Genomic DNA, 24,066 nt, shown 5'->3' on the forward strand with positions numbered 1-24,066 from the left:
GAACGACAAATAAACCGACGCCTAATTTTGCATGCTTAGGTTTTGCCTACATGATATGTAGTAACAATCCCAAAACGATATAATTGCGTAAAGTATATCGCGAACTTACAGATATGTCAACGCTTTCACAGAAACCCTGTTACTCAGAAGATCCACCCGCCGAGGTGAATCTTCCGAATGAACAAGCTGTTGTCTTACGCCTCCAAATCCGTACCTCCGGATGCAATGACTTTCTTATACCAATGAAAACTTTTTTTCTTAATTCGCTTCAAATCACCATGTCCTGTGTTGTCGCGATCTACGTAAATATAACCGTAGCGCTTTTTCATCTCGCCAGACGATGCGCTCACGATATCAATTGGCCCCCAGCTAGTGTAACCGATAATTTCAACGCCATCCTGCAGCGCTTCACCCATCTCGGCAACATGCCGCTTCAGGTAATCAATGCGATAGTCATCGTGAATTTCTCCGTTTGGCGCAACTTCGTCGTTGGCCCCAAGACCATTTTCGACCACGAAGAGTGGTTTTTGATAGCGATCATGCAGTTGATTGGCCGTTATGCGGAATCCCTTCGGATCGATCGTCCATCCCCAATCGGATTTCTCCAAATAAGGATTGGCGACTGAGCCGAATACATTACCGCTGGTCATGTTCTTGACCACTTCCGGATCAGTACTTGTTGTTCGGCTGGAATAATAGCTAAATCCGATATAATCTACGGTATGATCTCTCAGAATGTCCGCATCCCCAGGTTCCATCACGATGTTCAGACCATGATCCGTAAAGAAGCGTTTCGCATAGCCGGGATATGCCCCCCGCGACTGCACGTCGATGAAGAAGTAAGACTCCCGGTCCTTCTCCATACCCTGGAACACATCGTCTGGATTGCAGGTATACGGATAGAAGCTGCCCGCTGCAAGCATACAGCCAATCATGGCCCCAGGAATGATCTCATGGCAGGCCTTAACGGCTAATGCGCTTGCGACCAGCTGGTGGTGAGCTGCTTGATACTGAATTTCTTTTATATTATCTCCTTCCTTGAAAGCCAAGCCGGCACCCAGAAACGGCAAATGCAACAGCATGTTGATTTCGTTGAAAGTCATCCAGTATTTAACCTTATCCTTGTAACGCGTAAATACGGTTTTGGCATAGGTTTCGAACAAATTCACCAGCTTGCGGTTTCTCCAGCTCCCGTACTTCTCAATCAGGTTGACCGGTACATCGAAGTGGGCAAGTGTTACAACCGGTTCAATTCCGTGCTTCAGCATTTCATCAAAAAGATTGTCGTAAAACTTCAGCCCAGCTTCGTTTGCCGCCGACTCTTCCCCACTCGGAAAAATACGTGCCCATGCAATGGAAACCCGGAGTGCCTTGAATCCCATTTCAGCAAATAGCGCGATATCCTCTGGATAACGGTGGTAAAAATCAATTGCTTCATGTGAAGGATAAAATTCTCCGTCCTGTGGCTTAAATCCCGGTACGTTCCCCTTCATGATGCTTCTGCGATTCTCTCCGGAAGGCAGGAGGTCCACGATGCTTAGTCCTTTGCCATCCTCCAGGTAAGCCCCTTCGGCCTGATTGGCGGCAATGGCACCACCCCACAAAAAGTTTTCAGGAAATTTGAAATTGCTCATAACGAACTCTCCTTTCAGCTGCATTAAGTAATGTACAACCACCTCTCTAATTCAGGGCAACAAAAAAACCCGAACCAGCCTGTCTACACACGTAGCGTAAACAAGCCAGCTCAGGTTATGCCCATATCGGTAACATTCCCAGAATGCATTATGCGGTTTTATAGAACTTTACCAAGATTTAGGACGGTTGTCAATTGCATTAATTTAGATGTTCTCCTAATGCTTTTCTCTTCAATTAGAAGCTTCTTAGGTATTTCCTGAGAGCCGTCCTTTCCATGTGCATCGCAATCTCTTTTGGTCTATCCGCTAATTTTTGTTGAATTCAGTATACCTGCACGCGGGGTAACCCCGAAGGCCTGGGCCAACGTGGTCAGCTGTTCATCCGTAATTCGCTGCTGAATCTCATGGCCCGCAACCAACATGTAAACCTGAGCTGCTTTCTCAATCGTCTCAATGAGACCGAAGGCCTCATCGATGGTTGTTCCGGTCCCGAAGATCCCGTGCTGCGGCCAGATTACCGCTTGAACTTCCTTCATTTTCTCCGCCGTCTCACGGCCGATCTCATTCGATCCAGGTATCATCCACGGGATGATGCCAACGCCGTCCGGGAAAACGACCACGCATTCTGTACACATCTGCCATAGGGTTTTCGTGAATTTCACTTCATCCAGTTCGTGGATAAACGTCATCGCCAGCACGTTAGTCGCATGGTTATGCATGACCACCCGGTGGTTCGGGTCCACTTTCAGACGCTCAATATGGCTCATAAAATGCGTTGGCAGCTCACTCGTTGGATTCGCCCCATTCTTCAATCCCCAGAGCACTTCCAGTTCTTCTCCATCATTCGAGACACGCAGCAAGCCCAGATTGCTCTCCGGATCCGCAAGTACATTTTTGAAATATTTGCCCGATGCGGTTACGATCACATATTTGCCTGCCAGTTCATGGACCGAAAACGCGGGTTTAATCCGCCTTATAACCTGATGAACATCAATGTATCTTGCCACTTCTTCTTCTTCCAGCAGATAACTGACATTCCCTCCGTTGCGCTCATCCCAACCATTTTTCCACATATGCTGCGTAATCTCCGCCATCTCACGGATAAAGGGAATATTCCATCCCGGTGCTTGCGTCGCTTCGTTTCTAAGGGTCACGTTCATGATCATTCTCTCCTTGTTTGGAAAATGTCGATACCAATCACGTACAAAGTAAGTTCCTTTTTTCACATTCATTATACCTTTGTTTATCTTTACTAGTCAATAAAAAAACCGCATATAATCTTTATTTATTTTTGTTTATATTTGATTTAACCGATTATAAAACCATAACAAAAAAATACCCTGCCGGATTCCGGCAGGGCTAGTCACACATCTATCTAACACGAGAAGGGGTTTACAAGAAATATCTTACCCCCTCTACCTTAATAGAAGCTGAAAATCGCATAAAAAAACAATGAAAAACGGAACGTCGCCATTTAGGTACAACTACTTCATGTCTTTTTCCGACAATAAGTAAGACGGATGCATCTTGCCTGTCGGCTCGTAGAATTCATCTTTTTTATAAGTAAACCCCAGCTTCTGCAACAGCCGTTTGGATACGCCATTCTCTGGATGATGTCCTGCGAAGAGTGCATCAACATCCAATTGCTCAAATGCATAGCGAATAACGGCCTTCCCTGCTTCGAGTGCATACCCTTTCCCCCAGTGATCTCTGGTCAGATGCACACCAAATTCATAGATTTTCTCCTCTGGTGCAGAAGGACGTAATCCGCAGCACCCTACGAACACACCTGTTTCCTTATCAAAAAGCGGCCAGTACTGCACCTCCATCTCCCGCTGCCGTTCCATTTCCTGCGCGAGTCTGGCTTCGATCTCATCCTCGCTCATGAACCCCTTGCTGCTAACCCACTTCGTCACCTCGGGGTCTCCCCAGAGTGCAGAAGCCAAAGGTCGGTCCTCCTCACTCCAGGTGGAGAATTGAAGACGTTCCGTTTCCAGAAATGTTTCTCTGCTTTTCACGCCTGTTTTATTGGTTCGATCCATATTCCTACCCCTCCTGCTTCTATGCATGGTTCTACGAACGACTATACTATAAATTACTCGTATAGCTTCCCTCATAAACAGAACGATGTAATATTAGAAATAACAGGCTGTGAATCTATTAATACCGTCTATCTAAATTATCTCATCATAAATAAAAAAGCCCCTGTCGACATCTTGTCCGACAAGGGCTTATCAAAGCATGCTGCGTTCATTAGAAATCAGATGTTGCGATTTGGATCGTACCGGTCGAAGCACCTGCAACCGTAGTTAACAAGGCAGCAACGAGCAGCAAATGAACCGACAACGTGAGGCTGTTACCTGCAGGAATCGTATACGTGATCACGGGTGCATTGACACGAGTGACAACCAGATCTACCGGAGCAGGTCCAAAGTTGTTAACTGTGATGCTGGCATTGGTGCCTCCAAACAGATTTTCGTAATACGATTTCCCTACGCCAGCAGCCAAGTTGTAAAACTGTTGTGGTAAAAGGATGGCCATTGAAATCACCTCCTTTTGCTTTGATACGGTATTCTATGTTTGAAATCTAGCATTGTAACGGTAAATTGACCGTGGAACTACGTCCATTTTGATAGAGTTCATAGTTTATCTAGGCTACTAACAAAAAAAAGCCCCAAAGGGCTCCACACAAGATGTGTCCGCCTTCAGGGCCTCATGATTATGCATATAACATGAAAAAGTTTAACTCATGTCCTTGCTGCTTAAGATAGTTGTACAACTGGGAACGATGATGGAACACATGGGTTACCGTCTCAATTTGCCATTTCACCTGTACATGTCCATGCTCCATATAAAAGGCAGTGGTAGACCGATTCAACAGGTCCTCTTCACTCAGTGCTACGATGTACTCTTTGTACGTTTCAAAATTGCGCCACAGGACCGCTTCCAGCTGTTCAATATCCTCGATACCAGATAGACTATTCTCTATTGCTCCAACTTCCGCTTCACTTTTCTCCTGCATGATCGCAAGGTCAGATGCCGTAATCTGAATCCAGTGGTGAACCAGCTCCACCAGTGAACGCATGTTTTCCTGAGGGCGATAAGCCCAGTCTTCCGGACGAATCAGGCGAATCAGAGAAGCTCCGGTCCTTACACCTGTCTCCAACTCATCCAACAAATGATCCCGAATTTGCATTGTTCCATTCATAGGTTATATCCCCTTTATCCCCTTTATTTTAAATTCTCACATGTCCAGTATAGACTCTAGCTCGTCTGATCTATTGTACAATTCGGACAACATGCGGCGATGCTCGCTCGCAGCGGTCAGCGGAGTTTCTCCATAGAACTTGCGAAATTGCCGAATCAGATGGGCCTGATCGAAGAATCCATGATTCTGAGCCAGTGCCGACCAGTCCATTTGGTGACCTTTATGAATATCTCTCAGAACACAGTGAAACCGAACGACCTCGCTAAATCGTTTGGGGCTGATCCCCACCCATTCACCAAACTTGCGGTGCAGCTGCCGCTCACTGACAACCTCACAGCTGGCCAGCTCTTTCACACTCATCTGCCCACCATGAACAAAGATCCGGTGCATGGCATTCTTCATCAAATCTTTCTCATATGTACTTCCATCCCCAGATAATAGGCACAAGTACGTCTCCATGACCTGCACTCTCTCTTCAAAATGCTTGGTCCCAGCCATTCGTTCGCGAAGCTCGTCGATGTTAGCTGGCCAGCATTCCTCCAAGGGGATGCGCCTGTCCGTGAAGGATTCTAGCGGCAAACCGTGAAAGTGACGTGCCCCACCGGGGAAAAATCGAACACCAAAGGTATAGTCTGCAGGCGGGTTGATCTCTACACTCACCGGAATGGCAAACGGCTCTGTATAATTGCCACAGTAGGCAAAAGAATGCTGCTGAAGAACCGCATCATATGTTATCAGGATATCCGTACAACCATCAGGTAATACTCTGCCGGGCAAACTCTCTAAAGGATTATAACCAGCATAAGAAGTAGTCCCCGATTCCCAGAAGCAAGCAATATAGGCTGTCATCGGGTAAGACGGTGGTTGTTCTATGTAATAGGTGTGTACATCGGTCCCATTCATCTGGATTGGCCTGAACAACGGGTGCAGCCTGGCGTCCACTGATAACTCCCCTCCAAAAACCAAGGATAACTAACTATTTCAATCACTCTACTATTTTCTCTATCATATCATCTCAGGGATAACTCAGGAAAAAAAAGTGCCCTACCGGAGGACAATCCGATAGGGCCATTCACACATCTATTTAACACGAGAAGGGGCTTACAAGATCGATATTACCTTCACTACCTTAAATGAATCTGAAATGGAGATGAAAGGTAGTTCAAATTTTAAATTACCTGCAAGCAGTCTCTCCCCTTCTGTCATTGAACGAAACAAAAAGACCCCAAAAGAAGTCACTTGTTCAAGTGTACATCTCTCGGGGCCTTCTTCTACTCATGGATATGAGTTGCTAGATGATTCATAAAGGTTGTTAAACCTTTACTTACATCATTCCACCCATTCCACCCATGCCGCCCATATCAGGAGCGCCAGCAGCGCCTGCAGGTTCTGGCTTGTCAGCGATAACCGCTTCAGTAGTCAAGAACATTGCTGCTACGGAAGCAGCGTTTTGCAGAGCAGAACGAGTTACTTTCGCAGGGTCAACGATACCTGCTTCGATCATGTTAACCCACTCGCCAGTAGCTGCGTTGTAACCTACGCCTACTTGCTCTTTTTTCAGACGTTCCACGATGACGGAACCTTCTTCGCCAGCGTTAGCTGCGATTGTGCGGATTGGTGATTCCAGTGCTTTCAGCACGATGTTCACACCTGTTTGCTCGTCACCGGACAGAGCTACACCAGCAACCGCTTGATATACGTTCAGGAGCGCAGTACCACCACCGGATACGATACCTTCTTCAACCGCAGCGCGAGTTGCGTTCAGGGCATCTTCGATACGCAGTTTGCGTTCTTTCAATTCTGTTTCAGTAGCCGCACCGACTTTGATTACCGCTACGCCGCCGGACAATTTAGCCAGACGCTCTTGCAGTTTCTCTTTGTCGAACTCGGAAGTTGTTTCTTCCAATTGTGTACGGATTTGGCTAACACGAGCATCGATATCGGATTTGTTACCAGCACCGTCAACGATGATTGTGTTTTCTTTAGTTACACGGATTTGACGAGCTGTACCCAGTTGTTCCACAACAGCGGATTTCAGGTCCAGACCCAGTTCTTCCGTGATCACTTGGCCACCAGTGAGGGCTGCGATATCTTGCAGCATTGCTTTACGACGGTCACCAAAGCCAGGAGCTTTAACCGCTACAGCGTTGAATGTACCACGCAGTTTGTTCACAACCAGCATCGCCAGTGCTTCGCCTTCGATATCTTCAGCGATCAATACGAGCGGTTTGCCTTGTTGTACGATTTTCTCAAGCAATGGCAGGATGTCCTGTGTGCTGGAGATTTTTTTATCTGTGATCAGGATGTACGGGTTGTCCAGAACAGCTTCCATTTTGTCCGTATCCGTGATCATGTATGGAGAGATGTAACCGCGGTCGAATTGCATACCTTCAACCACTTCCAGCTCCGTTGCGAATCCACGGGATTCTTCAACAGTGATTACGCCGTCTTTGCCCACTTTTTCCATAGCTTCAGCGATCAGTTCGCCTACTTCTTCGTCAGCTGCAGAGATTGCAGCAACTTGTGCGATGGATTGTTTGCCTTCTACCGGTTTGGAGATGGATTGAAGTTCAGCAACCGCAGCTTTAACCGCTTTGTCGATCCCTTTACGGATACCGATTGGGCTAGCGCCTGCAGTTACGTTTTTCAGACCTTCTGTGATCAATGCTTGAGCAAGTACAGTCGCTGTTGTAGTACCGTCACCAGCAACATCGTTTGTTTTGGTTGCTACTTCTTTAACCAGTTGTGCACCCATGTTCTCGAATGCATCTTCCAGTTCGATTTCTTTAGCGATGGTTACACCGTCATTCGTGATGAGCGGGCTTCCGAATTTTTTCTCCAAAACCACGTTACGGCCTTTAGGACCGAGCGTTACTTTTACTGCGTTAGCCAATGCATCCACACCGCGAAGCATGGAGCGACGAGCGTCTTCACTAAATTTAATGTCTTTAGCCATGGTAAGAAAACCTCCCTAGTATATTGTAAAATGATCTTGCTATATGGTTCGGTTAACCGATTAAATTTGAATTAGTCGAGAATCGCGTGGATATCGCTCTCTTTCATAATCAAATATTCTTTACCTTCGAATTTGATTTCTGTTCCGGCATATTTGGAGAAGATTACGCGATCTCCTTCTTTCACTTCCAGAGCTACACGTACGCCGTCTTTCAGTGCACCCGCTCCAACGGCAATAATTCTGCCCTCTTGCGGTTTTTCTTTAGCAGAGTCCGGAAGTACGATCCCGAAAGAAGTTGTTTGCTCTTGCTCCAGTGGTTCTACCAATACGCGTTCACCTAAAGGTCTGATCATGAAAAATAGCCTCCTTTTGAAATTATATAACGTTGCATTGTAGGTTGTAGCCATATGTATTAGCACTCGACAGTGTTTAGTGCTAACAACCAACTTTATGATACTCAACTTGAAGCATGATTTCAAGTCCTTTTGAAGAATTCATGCGAGAATTTACGCTGCATTAACATCAGGACATCAAAATGGTGTGTTCAGTACCGCACCTCTTCTTGTGTAACCCTGTTACCAAGTCACCAATTAGCTGTAAACGAATCACTAAACAGCCCTTCACCATTGTATCCATTGCTGAACAAAATATGCCTGCCTGTCCCAGAACGTAGATCTCTCTGCAATTCATAATACCGGGCATAGTCTAGTTGAAACCAGCAAGAACAAGAGCACAGGAAGGCTCACTTAACCTGCGCTCTGCTCATTGTTGGCACGTACATATCTCGCCTCTGCTGCTTCATCAGCCGCAAGCTGCTTGCGGTATACGATGGCAGACAGAAACACACTGATCTCATATAACAGGAGTAACGGAATCATAACAAGCAGATCGGAAATGAAATCCGGCGGCGTCACCACAACTGCGATGAAGATCAGGACAAAATAAGCCAACCGCCGCATCTTTCGCAGACGGATTGGATTCAATATCCGAAGCCCTGTCAGAAACATAATGAGCAGCGGAAGCTCGAATAACAGCGATACCGGCAGCACAATTCCAAACAGGAAACTGAAATACTGTTTCATTCCATAGGTCTCCACAAGCCCCATCTTCTCCGTAATCGTGGAGGTGAAAGCGAGTGCCATCGGAAATACAACATAGTATGCAAAGGCCAGTCCAACGAGAAATAACAGAAATACATAAGGTACATACTTCAGCGTCGCTTTCCGTTCACGGGGCCGCAAGCCTGGACTTACAAACTTCCAGATCTGAAACACCGTAAAGGGCAGCGTAATAATCAGTGAAAACAGGCCGGCAATCTTCATATAGATCCCTATTCCATCCCAGAAGGAGAAGGCATGCAGCACAAACCCCTGAGCCGATTCCGCCTTCGTCAAATAGCGGTACACCGGATCTGCTACGAAGAATCCTGCCACCAGGCCCAGCACAAAAACGCTTAACACATAGATCAGCCGCTTGCGCAGCTCACTCAAATGTTCCGTAATGGTCATTTCTTCATTCTGCTGCGTCATTCCTGCCCTCCATTATTGCCAGCTTAAAATACAAAACCCTTCCGGCAGGAAGGGATTTCTCATTCATTGCCGTCAGGTTACTCCGGCAGACGCTTGTCTACAGGCTTGGAAGCGGGCTCAGGCTCACTATCCACTGCCAGCGGCTTGGATTTCTCCTGCTCTTTGCGATTGGTCGAATCATCCTCAGAGATGATTTCACGTGCGCCCTCTTTGAATTCACGGAAAGTACGTCCAACAGCACGTCCCAGTTCCGGGAGCTTGTTAGGTCCAAACAACAATAAAGCGATCACGGCCAGCAAAATAAAACCTGTTGGTCCAATGGAACTAAACATTGATATTCCTCCTCGTCTCAAGCTTGGAAGATGCGTACACTTGGCCCTACACTCATAGATGACTCTGCTGTAATTTACAATTAAGCCCATCATACCACAGATGTAACCACTTACATAACCCGCAAAATAAACTAAGGAGTACAAAAAGAAACGATTTTTAACTCTACATCTTTCCGGGTTGATTGCCCGTTATTGCTTAAATTGCCCTGTAACCATCAGGAGCGCTTCGGGAAGCTGATCCATAATCGCAGCCAGATGCTCATGCACACCCTTCGGTGTACCCGGCAAATTGACAATCAACGTACGTCCGCGAATCCCGCACACGCCCCGGAACAGCATGGCGGAACGATTTTTGCTCATCACGCTGTATCTCATCGCTTCTGCCATTCCCGGAACTTCACGTTCAATGACCCGACGCGTGGCCTCCGGTGTAATATCACGAATCGCGAGTTCCGTACCTCCGGTCGTTAGTACAAGGTCTGCATGGAAATAGTCTGTCATCTCAATCAAGGCCGCAATAATCTCATCGGGTTCATCCGGAACGATGCGGTATTCCACGATCTCCCCACCCAGTTCTTCTTCCACTAGCTCCCGGATTACTTGTGCACTCGTATCCTCACGTTCCCCGCGGGCCCCTTTGTCGCTGGCTGTCAGGATTGCTGTTCTCCACACCATAAAGATCACCCTTCTCCTCTATGAAAATAAATGTCCCTTATCGGTTGAAATCACCGTTTTTGCCACCACTTTTGGATTGCAGCATCGTTGGTCCGATAATCATGTCTTTTTGCAATGCTTTGCACATGTCATAGATCGTCAGTGCCGCTGCTGAAGCCGCCGTGAGCGCCTCCATCTCGACACCGGTTTTGCCTTCTGTCTTGACCGTGACCTGAATTGATAGTTCGTCCAGTCCGTTGTCCTCAAAACGAATATCCACACCATTCAGTGCCAGCGGATGGCACATCGGAATCCAGTCTGACGTTTTTTTGGCACCTTGAATTCCTGCGATTTGAGCCACGGCGAGCACATCGCCCTTTCCGATCCGACCCTCCCGAATGGCTTCCAGTGTGGAGGGATTCATCGTCACCTTGGATACGGCCACTGCCGTACGCACAGTTACCTCTTTGCCCGAAATATCCACCATACGGGCACGTCCCTGCTCGTTAAAATGTGTCAGCTTGCCTTCGCTCGAATCCGATCCATTCCTTGCATTGGAGTTCAATACCATCACAACCCTTTATTCGATATGTAGTATACCTTCGGTTGTCATCAACAGATCCATACGCAGATCAAACGGGTCCATCGGAATGTCATCCTGCAGTTGTCCCGGCAAGACGAGTGCAGCCAGAAGCGGCCTTTTCCCTGCCTTGAAGCACTCTGCTTCGAGCTGCTCGGCAAATCGATCATAATAACCGCCGCCATAACCAATTCGTCCGCCATAAAGATCGTATCCGAGGCCCGGTACAATGACGAGATCAATATTCGGCCATTCCTCACGCTGAAGCACCTCGCAGGTGTCTTTGGGCTCCGGGATCCCCCATACGCCAGGCTCAATATCGTGCTCTCCGGCTACCCGCCTTAATTCCATACGGGCCGGATTGGCCAGTACTTTCGGTGCGAACATTCTGTCACCATGCTTCCAACCATCCTCAAACAGAAAGGCCGTCGATGCTTCGCTTCTATAAGACAAGTAGCTGAAAATCGTCAACCTCTGCTTGTCCTGCCGAAGTCGCTGCAGCTCCTGTTTAGCCACAAGACTAATTTCACTCATGGCGTGCTCCCGAATTGCCTCATCCATCAGATCACGACTCTTCATCAGTCTGGAACGAAGCTGGCTTTTGGGTTCCGTCCGGTCCTGCATGTTCCTGGATAACCTCCTGTTGATGTGGAAGGTAGTAAAAAAGCGTCAATTCAAAACAATTCATTATATGTTAAGACCAGTTGTCGTCTCGTTGAAAAAATTAAAATGAGTGATTTTCTGCAAAATCCTCATATATTCACATGTCTTCTTTCAGTTTATCATTGATTGAACAAAAAGACTACACGCCGGGGCGCTCGTTATCGGTGCATTTGATCTGTATTTCATGTAAACTGGAATGTAGTTGATTAATCAAGAACTGGACCTATGGAGGAACTTAATTATATGCTGCTGCAAGTATCCGGAATTATTAAACGTTATGGTGTCGATCCGATTCTGGACGGCGTGAACTTACAAATATTAGAACGTGAACGCATCGGACTCGTGGGCGTGAATGGTGCGGGGAAATCTACCCTGCTCAAAATCATTGCGGGCGAAATGTCCTATGACGGCGGACAGATTTTCAAATCCAAAGAAACAACACTGGGTTATCTCGCCCAGAACAGTGGTCTGCAATCCGACCGCTCCATCTGGGAGGAGATGATGCATGTATTCTCCCATCTAACCCAGGCTGAGGCTGAGCTGCGGAAGATGGAACAGGATATTGCCGATCCAGCCCAGATGGAGGACGAGAAAAAGTACGCCGACCTCCTTGAACGCTACGCCCAGCGATCAGACTGGTTTAAGGACCACGGGGGTTATGCGATGGAAACGCGCATTCGCAGCGTCCTGCACGGAATGGGCTTTGGCGAGTTTTCACCCGATACTCCGATTGCTACCCTAAGCGGTGGACAAAAGACACGTCTTGCACTTGCCCGCATCCTGCTTCAGGCACCTGACCTGCTCATGCTGGACGAGCCTACCAACTATCTGGACATTCCAACCCTAACCTGGCTGGAAGATTATCTAAGAGGTTATTCAGGAGCCCTGCTAGTTGTATCCCATGACCGGTATTTCCTTGATCGGCTGGTGACCACCATTGTGGAGATCGAACGGCACCGTTCCAAAAAGTACACAGGGAACTACAGTCGTTATATGGAGCTGAAGGCAGCCGAGTATGAAAGTCAGATGAAACAGTACGAGAAACAGCAGGATGAGATCGCCAAGATGGAGGACTTTGTACAGAAAAATATTGTACGTGCATCCACGACAAAGCGTGCTCAGAGCCGCCGTAAGGCGCTGGACAAGATGGAACGTTTGGACAAGCCGATGGGTGACTTAAAGAAAGCTCACTTTTCTTTTGAGACAGCCGTCATGTCGGGTAAGGAAGTGCTTCGTGTGGACGATCTATCTGTCGCTTACGATGAAGCTTCGCCATTATTTCGCAATGTCTCATTCGATCTTAGACGCGGGGAAACGGTAGCACTGATCGGACCGAACGGGATCGGGAAATCCACGATGCTGAAATGCCTCACCGGAAGCCTGCGCCCGGTAAGCGGCCAGATTCAGTGGGGAACCAAGGTGCAGATCGGCTATTATGATCAGGAGCAAACGGGTCTAAACCCCAACAATACGGTTCTGGAGGAACTGTGGAGCGCTTATCCCGGCATGGAGGAAGCAAGAATTCGCACCGTGCTTGGCAACTTCCTGTTCAGCGGAGACGATGTACTCAAAAAGATCTCCTCGCTGAGTGGCGGTGAGAAGGCTCGTGTCTCCCTCTCCAAGCTCATGCTCAAGGAAGCCAACATGCTGATTCTCGATGAGCCTACCAACCATCTCGACCTTTTCGCGAAAGAAGTATTGGAAGCAGCGCTCATGGATTATGAGGGCACACTGCTGTTCATCTCTCATGACCGGTATTTCCTTAACAAAATGGCTGAACGGATCGTGGAGCTGCATCCTGGAGGAACCGAGCATTACCTCGGAAACTATGATGACTATATTGAAAAGAAGCAGGAGCTTGAGGACATCGCACGCGAAGCTGAAGAAGCAGCTCTCTCTTCCTCTAAGCGGTCTGTGAAACCCGATCAGGAACCAACCGAGAAATCCGGAGCCGCCTCATTCGAAGCAGACAAGCAGGCCAAGCGTGAGGAGCGTAATCGGCAGCGGAAACAGGAAGCCCTCGAACAACAGATTGCCCAGCTGGAAACGGAAATTACGGAGCTCGAAGCCCAGATGGCCCTTCCAGAGGTGTTTCAGGATTACATGAAGCTGCAGGAGCTTCAGGGAGACGCGGAAGCACGGAAGCACCAGCTGGCCAAAGCGTATGAAGATTGGGAAATCCTCGCGCTTGAGTCTTGATTTCGCACCTCGTCAGCATCCGTAGTATTGGGCTCATGTGCAAGTTCAGTTAGTAAAAACGAAAATCGGAAAAGCCGACTCCTTGACCGGATCGGCTTTTTTGTTTTTTATATGAATCGCTTCAGAGATTAATTTAGAGATTTTGCATTTGTCAAATTTACTCGAATTGTGAAAAATATTTTCACTCTACTCCATTTCATATTTATCCACAGAAAAGCAAGATAGCAAGCAGATTAATGAAGTTAATTATACAGCGGTAGAATCGCATTTTTGAACAAAAACCATATTTATCCACCAAGTTATCCACGTTATCCACAACTTTGTGGATACAAGGGGTGAATACTATCCCCTAAACCCTTTTAGTTTCGAAAACATTGCTGGATTGACTTTCGTTCAGTTACCCACAAATTACCCTGAATATGTGGATAACTATAATCACACCTTGACAGATCGCTTTTTACTTATATAGATTATCTCACATAATCAGACAAAAGCAGACCTTCCAATCCTAGGTCTGCTTTTCGATTTCTGATAACTCACTTTGCTCTTTTACCTTGCTTATTCAACCTTTTCTATACGTGCACAGACTTGTCACTTTCCGTTGACTCTGCCTTGAGTCCCGCAGCGTTACATGCTGCCACATAAGCAAGACCTGCTGCCATAACAATATCATTGTGCGTAGCTGTTCCTCTGAATTCCCGTCCTGCACGTTCCACAGCAACAGCCGCCTCTGCTGTCGCCTCTTCTCCTCCGCTCAGCGCATGGATTTCCATATCCACGAAGCTGATATCATCGGAAATGCTCTGACCGATCGCACGAATGGCTGCTTCTACCGGTCCGCTGCCAACGGCAGAATACGTCTGTTCGCCCGCACCTGTCCGGATCCGAACGGCTGCCATCCGGTCTGTCATGCTGCCTGCCGTTACCTGCAGTTCAACCAGCTCATAATCCTGCGCAGGAATGTTCATCGTCTGGCTGACCATTTGCAGCAGCTGATCGTCACTGACCACTTTTTGCTTGTCGGCGGTTTCCTTGAACACTTCGTACAATTGTTCCATTTGCTGCTCATCCGGTTCGAAACCGTACTTGCGAACACGGTCTTTCAGGGCGTGACGACCCGAATGTTTTCCCAGAATGATCATGCTGCGCGGAATACCCAACGCTTCAGGGTCCATGATTTCATAGGTATTCCGATTCTTCAGTAGTCCATCCTGGTGAATTCCCGATTCATGCTGGAACGCATTGCGTCCGACCACCGGCTTATTGTAAGCAATCGGGAAGTGCATGGCCCGGCTGATCTGGCGGGACGTCTCGTATAGCTGATTCAATTTGATATTCGTTGTGGCACCAATGGCATCTCCTCGTGTCTCCAGTGCCATGATCAGCTCCTCCAATGCACAGTTACCTGTACGCTCACCAATTCCGTTGATCGTTACTTCGATCTGGGAAGCCCCGTTCGCAATCGCAGCCAAACTGTTGGCCACTGCAAGTCCCAGATCATTATGACAGTGGGCGCTATACCGTACTTGATCGCCACCTCTGGCCCCCTCGCGGACACGGCGGAACATCTCTCCGTATTCATGCGGCAGCGCGTAACCGACGGTATCCGGCAGATTGATGATGCTGGCCCCAGCTTCAATAGCTACCTCAATCATCTCGATCAGGTCATCCATTTTGGTCCGGGCTGCATCCATCGCCGTGAATTCCACAATGTCGGTAAACTGGCGTGCATAGGACACCATCTCCCGTGCAGTAGCGACAACCTCACTGCGTGGACGGCGCAATTGGTGCTCAATGTGGATATCTGAAGAAGAGATGAACAGGTGAATCCGGCGTCGTGCAGCATCAGCTGTCGCTTTTACTGCAGCGTCTATGTCTCCTTTGACTGCACGGGCGAACCCACAAATTTCCACGTTTTGCAGTTGTCTGGATATCGCCTGAACCGCCGCGAACTCCCCTGGGCTGGAGATCGGGAATCCAGGCTCAATGACGTCAATGCCAAGCGCAGCCAGCTGGTGAGCCAGCTCAATTTTTTGTTCCGGCTGCAGACTGGCGCCAGGTGCCTGTTCTCCATCACGCAGTGTGGTATCAAAAATCTCAATTTTCCGCTTGTTCATTTCCGTTGTCATTATACTCCGCCTCCATTAATTTCAATGTATGTGTATTCTATGATAAACATTATCCATGCAGTTTTTTTCTCTCCTGAGTGCACGTCGACTTGCACTCCTGAATTCAATTCCTGCTCACCATTCTTATACGATACGCTTCCACACCCACCCATTTGCTGCCGGCAGCAAAACAAATAACCCGCCATCTCATCTAAGAGACGGCGGGTTATATCCCCTCCGCGGTACCACTCTTGCTTGACGATTCCGGCTTGCGCCAGACATCATCCACCTCGTCGTCTCCGGACTCACCATCACTGCCCTGTTGTTCATAGCGCTGCTTGATGGAGCAATCTGGAGAAACACCTTATAACGGTGGTCAGCCGTTGCTGTGTACACAGGACTTCCTGGTTCCACAGCTCCGTTCCCGGGCGAGATTCAAACGATTCCAGCCACTGCGTCGCACCACCCCGCAGCTCTCTGAGCGCTTCATCGTTTTACTGCTCCCGTTCATTACATTTATCGTATGTAACCCTTTTGTTCAATCAAAAAAAGCCTGCCATCTCTCGCAATAATGCAAGAGACGACAGGCTGTAGCCATCGCGGTACCACTCTTGTTGACTTTCCATGCTCCCAAGGCAGCCTCCGTATGCGTCCATACGGATCTATTTCCTCAAGGATGAAAAATCCCCTTCGTTATTGCCGAGTTCTTACCTGACATTCAGGTCATCTGCACGGCAACGGCCCAATCACGGAGGCAATCCGTAACGATGTACTTTCTTATGACCGATTCGGCCTTCGGATCCTCCTGTGGAGTTTCCGTGTTCCATCGTTCCGCTTCCAGGCGAGTTTCTGGTTTCCTTCGACTGCGTTTCACCATCCCGCAGCTCTCTAAGACCCGGATTAACCTTACTATTCCTGTTCATTGCGTTTTCGGTTCAGGACTTCAATATCCTGTTTAAATTTGTAACTAATATACATTCTTCACATGCTGCTGTCAACTCTTAATTCCAACATTGACTACACAGACTGAACAGACCATGCCTCCAAGGATAATCCCGGATCTGCCTTGGCATCGAATTCAGAGATTTCACCCCGCTGCCATTTCAAATAAGCGGCAGCTCCGATCATCGCTGCATTATCCGTACAGTACTCCATCGGCGGAATCAGCAATTCGAGCCCTTCCTTGGCACATCGCTCCTGCAGAGCCGAGCGTAAACCGCGGTTAGCCGCAACACCTCCGCACAGCAAAAGCTGGCGTGATCCGTATTCACGAACGGCTCGCACCGCCTTCTCTACCAAAACTTCCACTACAGCTTCCTGGAACCCACGCGCCACAGCAGACGGTTCCAGCGTTTCTCCACGCATTTTGGCCTGATTGAGTGCGTTCAGCACAGCCGATTTCAATCCACTGAGACTGAAATCATAAGAACCCGCTTCCAGCCACACCCGAGGTAACGGCACAACCTGTTCTGCTTCAGACGCCATCCGGTCCACATGAGGGCCCCCCGGATACGGGCATCCCAAGGCACGTGCTACCTTGTCATAAGCCTCACCTACGGCATCATCCCGCGTACGGCCAATCAGCTTGAACTTACCCTCGGATTCCATATGCACAAGCTCCGTATGTCCACCCGACACCACCAGAGCCATCGCAGGATATTGCAATTCATGTGTAAGCCGGTTGGCATAGATATGGCCAGCAATATGATGCGTGCCAATCAGCGGTTTGCCCAGTGCCATGGCTAGCGTTTTGGCCGCAACGATACCTACCAGCAATGCCCCCACCAGACCAGGTCCCTGCGTTACGGCAATCGCGCTCAGGTCTCTTGGACGGATACCGGATTGTTCAATCGCCTGTTCCATCATCAAGGTAATCACTTCAACATGTTTACGTGAAGCAACCTCAGGCACCACTCCGCCAAACGCCTTATGTGTCTCAATCTGACTCGAGATCAGGTTGGACAGCACTTCCTGCCCATCCTTGACCACGGCAACCGATGTTTCATCACAGCTGGTCTCCACCGCCAAAATATAGGATGGACCCGATTGTTGTTGTTCACTCATTTCGCTCATGAATCCGTTACGCTTCCTTCCTCTTCGCCGCTCCGGCCTGCAGGCGGCAAATTCGCCCACATAATCATCGCATCCTCCTGATTGTCGGAGTAATACCCTTTGCGAAGACCTGCCGATTCAAACCCTTTTTTCTCATACAAACGCTGGGCAACCAGGTTCGATACCCTCACTTCCAGCGTCATTCGCTCCATGCCAAGATATGCCGCTGTTCTCATAAGCTCATCCAGCAGTTTCTCGCCAAGCTTGCGACCCCTGTAGGCCTCTCTTACGGCAATGTTGGTAATATGGGCCTCATCCATGATGGTCCACATCCCTGCATATCCGATAGCTCTGCCTTCCAGTTCCATGACCATATATTTGGCAAAATGATTATTCGTTAATTCGTTTCGAAATGCTTCTTCCGTCCAGGGCATCGTAAATGCCTCATGTTCAATCACCATAACATCCGGAATGTCGTTCAATGTCATGAGTCTGAACTGAAGTGCTGCATCCTGTCCGTAACCTTCCATCTCGTCCATCCGCTCGCCACCCTTCTTTCAGCCTTTGCGCAGTAGATTGGCTTCCGCCTCGGCCAGCTGGGTGTAGTTCGGCACCAGCGCATGCACATCATCGCGCTGCCCTGCAAGCAGCGCTTCGGCGCCAAGGCGCCCGATCCAGCGGCCTTCCAGCTCATAGGGTACGAGCTGGAGCGCCGTACCTGCTGGGCAGCGGAGCTCAGCCGCTGCTGCCGCATGCGGGCCCGTCTCGCCGACAATCCAGACGGCTGCGGGCCGCTCTTCCGGCGCCGCCTCCGCCATGCGGGCGGCGAGAGCTTCCAGCCATCCGTCCATCATGCGGATGGCATCTGGCGCAAGCCGCCGGGGCGCATCGCTCCCGGCGGAGGCGAACAGCGCGGTGTACGCCTGACCGCGCCGCGCATCCACGAGCGGAACGATCCAGTGGACAGGGGCGGCACCTGTGCCGCCCTGGTCCGCGGATGGCGTTCCGCCAGCCCCTGCTGCGGCAGGTTCATTTGCCGCAGCTTCGGCTTTGGCCGCGAGGCCGCGATGCCAGCCGCCCCAGGCCATCGCCTGCAGGCTGGACACCCCGGCAACGGGGATGTCCCATGCCCAGGCGAGTGTTTTCGCCGCCGTTACCGCAATGCGGATACCTGTGTATGAGCCTGGGCCGATGCCTACGGCAATGCCGTCCAGCTGGCCAGGTGCAGTGCTGCTTGCTGCCAGCAGCTGCTCCATTACAGGCACGACATGCACGGAGTGATTCCGTTCGGCACGTTCATTGCGCTCCTCCAGCAAGGCGTGATCTTCCATCACCGAGGCAGCCATCACCGCGGTGGACGTATCCAACGCCAAAAACCGCTGACGCGGCTTTTTTTGTAAATCTTCCATCATCTATTGACTCCATTCTGTCTGAACTGCCGGCACATGGCGGCATAAGTCTCACCGTATCCATCCAGCGTAATCTTGCGATCCTCCGGACCGGTTGTTTCAATCTGTACATGCAAATGGTCCTCCGGCAGCAGTTCGGGAATGATACTGGACCACTCCACCAGACTGACTCCGGCTCCATAGAAGTATTCATCCAGCCCAAGCTCGTCCGCTTCTTCCAGTGAAATACGATACACATCCATGTGATATAAAGGCAAACGCCCTTCATATTCCTTAATTAACGTAAACGTGGGACTGTTCACCACTTCACGGATACCCAAATGCCAGGCAAACTTCTGTGAAAATGCCGTTTTGCCCGCGCCCAAATCACCATCAAGTGCAATCACCATTCCGGCAATTGCCTGTTCAGCAAGTGCGGACGCAAGCGCCTCTGTATCTGCAATGCCATGGGACTCAAACTCCCACTGCTCATGCGTTTTGTTCAATATACGCCCCACCTTTGGCGGTCAGCCGCCTGAGTTCACTTTGAACCTTATTATATCGGTCCCTTTCTCCCCCCGCAAGCATCAGGGATGAACAGCAAAAGCTACATTGGCAGATCATAAAATCAAATAAACCGGCACCTGACGGCACCGGCCTTCCTGCAACATCCTGTATTTAACGTTATCTTCGTTAAGTTCCTACTCTTCCAGGCGGTCCACACGCACGGTCTGCGTATTTCCCGGTCTGCTGCCTACCTGAACGGTAGCCATTCCGTTCGCTTCGTCCACATGTTCAATCCAAACCGGATCTCCCTCCAGGGTAACCGCAATTGTATCCTTGGAATCGTAAATCGCCTTGGCACGTTTTGCATCCATCATGTTATTCATACTCTCCTTCCGGATCATCATGTGGTTCACGAATCATCGTGTCCGTCGTACTCTCACCAATATACCCGTTATCCTCGGTAACCTGGCCTCCACCTAACCCTTCATTCACCATCCGGTCAATGTCGAGCATGAAGGACTCCCGATCAAGTGGCAGCTTCTCGGAAGTCACCGCTTCCCAGTTCACCGCAGCAGCTGGCGTGTAAACTTCTTCAGAATCCTCTGCCCCGTCAATGGGATATGGAGAAAAGGCATGTTTGTGCGCTTCTTCTTCATCCCTACTGTTCTTCATTTCGGTACCTCCCAGGTTGTTCGATGTCATCCACTTCCTGAATCACATGCTTAAGACTCAATACCGTGTTCAAGCATGTTTCTGTTATCATCCCCCAGTCAGCCCGAACCATACGAATTCATCCTGTAAGCGATTATCCAGTCACAGAAATGCCCATACTACATCATAAAAAGGTACCTCGGAAAGGAGCCGACCCATGCATACGGTCTGGAAAGGTGCAATCAGCTTCGGTCTCGTGCACGTCCCTGTCAAGATGTTCTCGGCTACTGAAGACAAAGACATCTCCATGCGCTACATCCATAAAGTCTGCGGCAGCCCGCTCGCTTACGTCCGTCAATGTCCTTCCTGTGAAGTGGATGTGAAGTGGGAAGAAATTACGAAAGGGTATGAATACGAAAAAGGAAAATTTGTGCTCTTCGAAAAAGACGAGCTGGAAGCCCTGAATGATTCAGCCAGCAAGACCATCACCATCCTGGATTTTGTGGATTTGACGGAGATCGATCCCATCTATTTTCAAAAAACATATTACCTCTCTCCCGATCAGGCCGGCGGTAACGCTTATCAGCTGCTGATGACAGCCATGCGGGATACCGGCAAAATCGGCATCGCCAAGGTCTCCATTCGTTCCAAAAGCAGCCTCGCTGCCATTCGGGTACTGGAGGATTGTCTCTCCATGGAAACCATCTTCTATCCGGATGAGATTCGTCCGGTCTCACAAGTACCAAACTTGCCGGAAGCTCAAAATGTCAATGACAAGGAATTGACGATGGCGAAGCTGCTGATTGATCAACTGTCCACACCTTTTGAACCCGGCAAATATACAGACGATTACCGCAATAAACTGCTGGATCTCATCAATCACAAAGTAGCGGGTGAAGAGATCAAGATTGCGCCGGCTAAACCGGAAGCGAATGTCATGGATCTGATGGCAGCCCTTCAAGCCAGCATTGAGGCAGTCAAGCCTATTCCTGCTGACCCGGGAACAACAACAGCCAAACCCAAAAAACGCGCTCCCAAAAAGACAGCTGTGCAAGCCGTGGTCGGAAGCGATACCGAAGCAGCTCCACCCAAAAAGAAAAGAGCCGCTTCCAAGTCCAAATCATAACGAACAAAAATATTTACGATATGACCCATCCGGCTCCGTTAGCCGGATTTTATTTTTTTATAAGCCCTCATGTCCTAGTATAGGTTCGCTCGAAACGTGAAAATACAATTGACGAAAGTATATTTATATTTTATATTAACTTATGAAAAGTAACTTATTTATCATTATAAAGTTTAACTTATAGGATCCGAAGCGAGAATGATATGACATACCTATATTTGTTAAAGCAATTTAGATGAGATGATCTCAAATTTATTTCATATGAGGAGGAAATGATGATGACTACCCCATACCAGATCCCTGCAACTACTCACTTGGGTGAAGTGAGCCTGCGAATCAGCAACCTGGAGCGATCCATTCAATTTTACACCGAGGTGGTTGGACTTCGTTTACTGGAACGGCAGGAGAAGGTCGCAACGATGACCGCTGACGGCAAAACGTCGCTGCTGCGTCTGGAAGAACTAACTGATGCGGTGACATTGCCTATTCGCTCTCACGCGGGCTTATACCATTTTGCCATTCTGCTGCCTGACCGCAAGTCCCTTGGGCTTGCCCTCCGCAACCTCGCCGCCTCTGGCATTGAAATCGGCCAAGGGGATCACCTGGTGAGTGAAGCCTTTTATATTTCCGATCCGGATCAAAACGGCATTGAAATCTACGCTGACCGTCCCCGTGATACCTGGAAACGGGATACAGACAACAACTACATCATGGCAAGTGATCCAGTGGATGTGCAGAGCTTGTTCGATATCTCTGAGAATGAGCCTTGGAATGGCCTGCCGGCCGGAACCGTTATTGGTCATGTACACTTTCATGTACGCAGCCTGGAAGAATCCCGCCGTTTCTACACTGGTGTGCTCGGCTTTGACGTGGTTGGCAATTTTGCCGGCATGTCGGCGCTGTTTGTTTCTGCAGGTGGGTATCACCACCATATCGGCCTGAATATCTGGGCAGGCACAGGTGCTCCTGCGAATCCGAACCAGGCTACGGGAATCGACTACTTTACCATCGTATACGCTGGACAGGAACAATTGCAGCACGCGCTGGAACAATTGCGTAATCAAGGTTCCACACTTGAGGAACTGGGCGGTCAATGGTTTACCATCGATCCGCAGAATATCCGTATACGGCTGGTTACAGCAGAATAAACGTGTTACTCCATTATTTAATTTCATGGCATACCGTGGAAGCTCGGACAGTGTACATCTCTTGATCCTTTGTTTAGAGATGATGCCCTCGTCCGGGCTTTTTTTTATTATAAATATGGTGAATTTGGCGCATCCTAACCTAATATCCAGTCCGTTCGATGAAGGAGAACCCACATGGTTGAAAAGGGACGTCTGACTGTAAGGCAGCTTGCCGCCTTAATGTTCCTCTGCACAATTGGTGAACAAATACTTGTATTTCCGGCCATGATCACCTCATTCGCCCACGAAGATGCCTGGATATCCGGTTTACTCGGTGTCGCCGGAGGTATGGGGATTCTGTTCATTTTTTTGGTCACCTATAAGCTCCACCCCAAACTCAATCTGATCGAAAATGCACTTCGTACATTCGGACCTTGGATCGGGGCCTTGTTCAGCTGCTTTTATTTGTTTTATTTTCTGATTGGTACGTCCACATTCGTCAGGGAAATCGGGGATTTCATGTCTACCCAGATCCTGCCTGAATCGCCGCACTTGATTTTGCACCTGCTCTTTGTTGGCACTCTCGTATGGGGGCTCATCTGCGGCCTCGAATGTATAGCGAGGAGTGCAGAGCTTTGGCTTCCCTTGATCGTCTTGTTTTTGCTTATTCTAACGATTTGTCTGCTCCCTCACGTAAAACTGGATAATATCCAGCCTGTTCTTGCCCAAGGCTTCGCTGCTCCATTCCGAGGTTTTATTGCCGTGCTGACCTATCCTTACTGTGAGTTATGCATCTTCATGATGTTACTCCCTTACGCCAAGAAGGAACCTCATTTGGAGAAGGATTTTCTTCTGGCAGGATTCATTGGCGGCCTGATGCTTACACTGACGCTGACCATTTGTCTTCTGGTTATGGGGCCGTTTATGACGCAGCATCACTGGTTCGCCTCTTTTCAACTGTCGCAAGAGATTAATATAGGCAACTTTGTGCAGCGAATCGAAGCCTTTATGGCCTCCGTCTGGATTATCGCCGTTTTCTTCAAAAGCATTCTGTTCTTCTACAGCTTTATCCTGGGGATCACGAACCTGTGCCGACTTTCAAGCTACCGTATGCTTATTCTGCCTGCGTCCCTTTTGATTTTGGCGATGTCCATCCTGGTGGCTCCGGACGAGGTTTTTTATCTCAAAGTCATTATCCCCTATTGGATCGACTGGGATCTTACGTGCGGAATCGCACTTCCTGTGCTGCTTATTTTGGTACATAAATTAAAGTCTCGTGCTTCAAAACGAGAACGTTAAAGCAGGTAACCACTTCTGGTTACGATTGCTCAATACTGCCACCCGAAAGGAGC

Annotated in this window: 24 protein-coding genes and 2 other annotated features; of the genes, 4 read left to right on the top strand and 20 right to left on the bottom strand. The window is 48.9% G+C overall.

Annotation, left to right across the window (positions count from 1 at the left end):
- Nucleotides 1-194: 194 nt before the first annotated feature.
- The 13 genes from GUA98_RS11180 to GUA98_RS11240 form a co-directional block, all read right to left on the bottom strand.
- The gene (locus GUA98_RS11180; protein WP_193723056.1) at nucleotides 195-1,634 is read right to left on the bottom strand and encodes a 6-phospho-beta-glucosidase; all 1,440 of its coding nucleotides are present in this window, start codon (nucleotides 1,632-1,634) and stop codon (nucleotides 195-197) included.
- 299 nt (nucleotides 1,635-1,933) lie between these two features.
- Entirely contained in the window at nucleotides 1,934-2,794 is an 861-nt protein-coding gene (gene rhaD / locus GUA98_RS11185; protein ID WP_153977321.1) for a rhamnulose-1-phosphate aldolase, read from the bottom strand.
- Between the two features lie 324 nt (nucleotides 2,795-3,118).
- Nucleotides 3,119-3,676, bottom strand: a complete 558-nt coding sequence (locus GUA98_RS11190; protein ID WP_193723057.1) for a GNAT family N-acetyltransferase — start codon at nucleotides 3,674-3,676, stop codon at nucleotides 3,119-3,121.
- A gap of 211 nt (nucleotides 3,677-3,887) precedes the next feature.
- A complete protein-coding gene (locus GUA98_RS11195; protein WP_095360666.1) occupies nucleotides 3,888-4,175 on the bottom strand; it encodes a hypothetical protein in 288 nt (95 codons plus the stop codon).
- Between the two features lie 178 nt (nucleotides 4,176-4,353).
- Complete coding sequence (locus GUA98_RS11200; protein WP_193723058.1) at nucleotides 4,354-4,842, bottom strand: DinB family protein; 489 nt, start codon at nucleotides 4,840-4,842, stop codon at nucleotides 4,354-4,356.
- 36 nt (nucleotides 4,843-4,878) lie between these two features.
- Entirely contained in the window at nucleotides 4,879-5,784 is a 906-nt protein-coding gene (locus tag GUA98_RS11205; RefSeq protein ID WP_193723059.1) for a DUF6597 domain-containing transcriptional factor, read from the bottom strand.
- 382 nt (nucleotides 5,785-6,166) lie between these two features.
- Nucleotides 6,167-7,798, bottom strand: a complete 1,632-nt coding sequence (gene groL / locus GUA98_RS11210; RefSeq protein ID WP_095289026.1) for a chaperonin GroEL — start codon at nucleotides 7,796-7,798, stop codon at nucleotides 6,167-6,169.
- A gap of 71 nt (nucleotides 7,799-7,869) precedes the next feature.
- On the bottom strand, nucleotides 7,870-8,151 hold the full coding sequence (gene groES, locus GUA98_RS11215) for a co-chaperone GroES (RefSeq protein WP_153977313.1): 282 nt from the start codon (nucleotides 8,149-8,151) through the stop codon (nucleotides 7,870-7,872).
- A gap of 393 nt (nucleotides 8,152-8,544) precedes the next feature.
- On the bottom strand, nucleotides 8,545-9,327 hold the full coding sequence (tatC, locus tag GUA98_RS11220; RefSeq protein ID WP_193723060.1) for a twin-arginine translocase subunit TatC: 783 nt from the start codon (nucleotides 9,325-9,327) through the stop codon (nucleotides 8,545-8,547).
- Between the two features lie 77 nt (nucleotides 9,328-9,404).
- Entirely contained in the window at nucleotides 9,405-9,659 is a 255-nt protein-coding gene (gene tatA / locus GUA98_RS11225) for a twin-arginine translocase TatA/TatE family subunit (protein ID WP_193723061.1), read from the bottom strand.
- A gap of 189 nt (nucleotides 9,660-9,848) precedes the next feature.
- A complete protein-coding gene (locus GUA98_RS11230) occupies nucleotides 9,849-10,334 on the bottom strand; it encodes a molybdenum cofactor biosynthesis protein B (RefSeq protein WP_095289023.1) in 486 nt (161 codons plus the stop codon).
- Nucleotides 10,335-10,371: 37 nt separating this feature from the next.
- Nucleotides 10,372-10,884 (bottom strand): cyclic pyranopterin monophosphate synthase MoaC, encoded by a 513-nt coding sequence (gene moaC / locus GUA98_RS11235; protein WP_095360672.1) that lies wholly within the window; start codon nucleotides 10,882-10,884, stop codon nucleotides 10,372-10,374.
- Nucleotides 10,885-10,893: 9 nt separating this feature from the next.
- On the bottom strand, nucleotides 10,894-11,517 hold the full coding sequence (locus GUA98_RS11240; protein ID WP_193723062.1) for a 5-formyltetrahydrofolate cyclo-ligase: 624 nt from the start codon (nucleotides 11,515-11,517) through the stop codon (nucleotides 10,894-10,896).
- Between the two features lie 282 nt (nucleotides 11,518-11,799).
- Between GUA98_RS11240 and GUA98_RS11245 the strand changes: the two genes are divergently transcribed.
- Entirely contained in the window at nucleotides 11,800-13,755 is a 1,956-nt protein-coding gene (locus tag GUA98_RS11245) for an ABC-F family ATP-binding cassette domain-containing protein (protein WP_193723063.1), read from the top strand.
- Between the two features lie 572 nt (nucleotides 13,756-14,327).
- Here the strand turns inward: GUA98_RS11245 and GUA98_RS11250 are convergent.
- The 7 genes from GUA98_RS11250 to GUA98_RS29535 all read right to left on the bottom strand — a co-directional run bounded on the left by GUA98_RS11250 (nucleotide 14,328) and on the right by GUA98_RS29535 (nucleotide 20,482).
- Nucleotides 14,328-15,884 (bottom strand): 2-isopropylmalate synthase, encoded by a 1,557-nt coding sequence (locus tag GUA98_RS11250; protein WP_153977307.1) that lies wholly within the window; start codon nucleotides 15,882-15,884, stop codon nucleotides 14,328-14,330.
- A 190-nt stretch (nucleotides 15,885-16,074) separates the two neighbouring features.
- Nucleotides 16,075-16,383: a binding site (T-box leader), on the bottom strand.
- Nucleotides 16,384-16,436: 53 nt separating this feature from the next.
- Nucleotides 16,437-16,795: a binding site (T-box leader), on the bottom strand.
- 85 nt (nucleotides 16,796-16,880) lie between these two features.
- Nucleotides 16,881-17,936, bottom strand: a complete 1,056-nt coding sequence (gene tsaD / locus GUA98_RS11255) for a tRNA (adenosine(37)-N6)-threonylcarbamoyltransferase complex transferase subunit TsaD (RefSeq protein ID WP_397332466.1) — start codon at nucleotides 17,934-17,936, stop codon at nucleotides 16,881-16,883.
- A complete protein-coding gene (gene rimI, locus GUA98_RS11260; protein WP_167301687.1) occupies nucleotides 17,933-18,454 on the bottom strand; it encodes a ribosomal protein S18-alanine N-acetyltransferase in 522 nt (173 codons plus the stop codon). The genes tsaD and rimI overlap by 4 nt, the downstream gene beginning before the upstream one ends.
- A gap of 18 nt (nucleotides 18,455-18,472) precedes the next feature.
- The gene (gene tsaB / locus GUA98_RS11265; protein WP_193723418.1) at nucleotides 18,473-19,324 is read right to left on the bottom strand and encodes a tRNA (adenosine(37)-N6)-threonylcarbamoyltransferase complex dimerization subunit type 1 TsaB; all 852 of its coding nucleotides are present in this window, start codon (nucleotides 19,322-19,324) and stop codon (nucleotides 18,473-18,475) included.
- Nucleotides 19,324-19,809 carry a tRNA (adenosine(37)-N6)-threonylcarbamoyltransferase complex ATPase subunit type 1 TsaE gene (gene tsaE, locus GUA98_RS11270; RefSeq protein WP_193723064.1) on the bottom strand — a complete coding sequence of 162 codons (486 nt, stop codon included), beginning with the start codon at nucleotides 19,807-19,809 and terminating at the stop codon, nucleotides 19,324-19,326. Before tsaE ends, tsaB begins: the two co-directional genes overlap by 1 nt.
- A 195-nt stretch (nucleotides 19,810-20,004) precedes the next feature.
- Nucleotides 20,005-20,181 (bottom strand): H-type small acid-soluble spore protein, encoded by a 177-nt coding sequence (locus tag GUA98_RS11275; protein WP_193723419.1) that lies wholly within the window; start codon nucleotides 20,179-20,181, stop codon nucleotides 20,005-20,007.
- Between the two features lie 4 nt (nucleotides 20,182-20,185).
- On the bottom strand, nucleotides 20,186-20,482 hold the full coding sequence (locus GUA98_RS29535) for a hypothetical protein (RefSeq protein WP_227779581.1): 297 nt from the start codon (nucleotides 20,480-20,482) through the stop codon (nucleotides 20,186-20,188).
- A gap of 196 nt (nucleotides 20,483-20,678) precedes the next feature.
- On the opposite strand from GUA98_RS29535, the gene GUA98_RS11285 reads away from it, so the two are divergent.
- The 3 genes from GUA98_RS11285 to GUA98_RS11295 all read left to right on the top strand — a co-directional run bounded on the left by GUA98_RS11285 (nucleotide 20,679) and on the right by GUA98_RS11295 (nucleotide 24,013).
- Nucleotides 20,679-21,587: a Ku protein gene (locus GUA98_RS11285; protein WP_193723065.1), complete on the top strand. Its 909-nt coding sequence runs from the start codon at nucleotides 20,679-20,681 to the stop codon at nucleotides 21,585-21,587.
- A gap of 278 nt (nucleotides 21,588-21,865) precedes the next feature.
- A complete protein-coding gene (locus GUA98_RS11290; protein ID WP_193723066.1) occupies nucleotides 21,866-22,735 on the top strand; it encodes a VOC family protein in 870 nt (289 codons plus the stop codon).
- Nucleotides 22,736-22,909: 174 nt separating this feature from the next.
- Nucleotides 22,910-24,013, top strand: a complete 1,104-nt coding sequence (locus GUA98_RS11295) for a GerAB/ArcD/ProY family transporter (RefSeq protein ID WP_153977304.1) — start codon at nucleotides 22,910-22,912, stop codon at nucleotides 24,011-24,013.
- The last annotated feature ends 53 nt before the right edge of the window (nucleotides 24,014-24,066 follow it).

Source organism: Paenibacillus sp. P13VS (assembly GCF_015143645.1).
Classification (GTDB): Bacteria; Bacillota; Bacilli; order Paenibacillales; family Paenibacillaceae; genus Paenibacillus; species Paenibacillus xylanilyticus_A.

What these genes read in the sequence shown, in the direction of transcription:
- GUA98_RS11180 (WP_193723056.1), bottom strand. Translation starts at nt 1,634, where the DNA reads ATGAGCAATTTCAAATTTCCTGAAAACTTTTTGTGGGGTGGTGCCATT.
- rhaD (WP_153977321.1), bottom strand. Translation starts at nt 2,794, where the DNA reads ATGAACGTGACCCTTAGAAACGAAGCGACGCAAGCACCGGGATGGAAT.
- GUA98_RS11190 (WP_193723057.1), bottom strand. Translation starts at nt 3,676, where the DNA reads ATGGATCGAACCAATAAAACAGGCGTGAAAAGCAGAGAAACATTTCTG.
- GUA98_RS11195 (WP_095360666.1), bottom strand. Translation starts at nt 4,175, where the DNA reads ATGGCCATCCTTTTACCACAACAGTTTTACAACTTGGCTGCTGGCGTA.
- GUA98_RS11200 (WP_193723058.1), bottom strand. Translation starts at nt 4,842, where the DNA reads ATGAATGGAACAATGCAAATTCGGGATCATTTGTTGGATGAGTTGGAG.
- groL (WP_095289026.1), bottom strand. Translation starts at nt 7,798, where the DNA reads ATGGCTAAAGACATTAAATTTAGTGAAGACGCTCGTCGCTCCATGCTT.
- groES (WP_153977313.1), bottom strand. Translation starts at nt 8,151, where the DNA reads ATGATCAGACCTTTAGGTGAACGCGTATTGGTAGAACCACTGGAGCAA.
- tatC (WP_193723060.1), bottom strand. Translation starts at nt 9,327, where the DNA reads ATGACGCAGCAGAATGAAGAAATGACCATTACGGAACATTTGAGTGAG.
- tatA (WP_193723061.1), bottom strand. Translation starts at nt 9,659, where the DNA reads ATGTTTAGTTCCATTGGACCAACAGGTTTTATTTTGCTGGCCGTGATC.
- GUA98_RS11230 (WP_095289023.1), bottom strand. Translation starts at nt 10,334, where the DNA reads ATGGTGTGGAGAACAGCAATCCTGACAGCCAGCGACAAAGGGGCCCGC.
- moaC (WP_095360672.1), bottom strand. Translation starts at nt 10,884, where the DNA reads ATGGTATTGAACTCCAATGCAAGGAATGGATCGGATTCGAGCGAAGGC.
- GUA98_RS11240 (WP_193723062.1), bottom strand. Translation starts at nt 11,517, where the DNA reads ATGCAGGACCGGACGGAACCCAAAAGCCAGCTTCGTTCCAGACTGATG.
- GUA98_RS11245 (WP_193723063.1), top strand. Translation starts at nt 11,800, where the DNA reads ATGCTGCTGCAAGTATCCGGAATTATTAAACGTTATGGTGTCGATCCG.
- GUA98_RS11250 (WP_153977307.1), bottom strand. Translation starts at nt 15,884, where the DNA reads ATGACAACGGAAATGAACAAGCGGAAAATTGAGATTTTTGATACCACA.
- tsaD (WP_397332466.1), bottom strand. Translation starts at nt 17,936, where the DNA reads ATGAGCGAAATGAGTGAACAACAACAATCGGGTCCATCCTATATTTTG.
- rimI (WP_167301687.1), bottom strand. Translation starts at nt 18,454, where the DNA reads ATGGACGAGATGGAAGGTTACGGACAGGATGCAGCACTTCAGTTCAGA.
- tsaB (WP_193723418.1), bottom strand. Translation starts at nt 19,324, where the DNA reads ATGGAAGATTTACAAAAAAAGCCGCGTCAGCGGTTTTTGGCGTTGGAT.
- GUA98_RS11275 (WP_193723419.1), bottom strand. Translation starts at nt 20,181, where the DNA reads ATGGATGCAAAACGTGCCAAGGCGATTTACGATTCCAAGGATACAATT.
- GUA98_RS29535 (WP_227779581.1), bottom strand. Translation starts at nt 20,482, where the DNA reads ATGAAGAACAGTAGGGATGAAGAAGAAGCGCACAAACATGCCTTTTCT.
- GUA98_RS11285 (WP_193723065.1), top strand. Translation starts at nt 20,679, where the DNA reads ATGCATACGGTCTGGAAAGGTGCAATCAGCTTCGGTCTCGTGCACGTC.
- GUA98_RS11290 (WP_193723066.1), top strand. Translation starts at nt 21,866, where the DNA reads ATGACTACCCCATACCAGATCCCTGCAACTACTCACTTGGGTGAAGTG.
- GUA98_RS11295 (WP_153977304.1), top strand. Translation starts at nt 22,910, where the DNA reads ATGGTTGAAAAGGGACGTCTGACTGTAAGGCAGCTTGCCGCCTTAATG.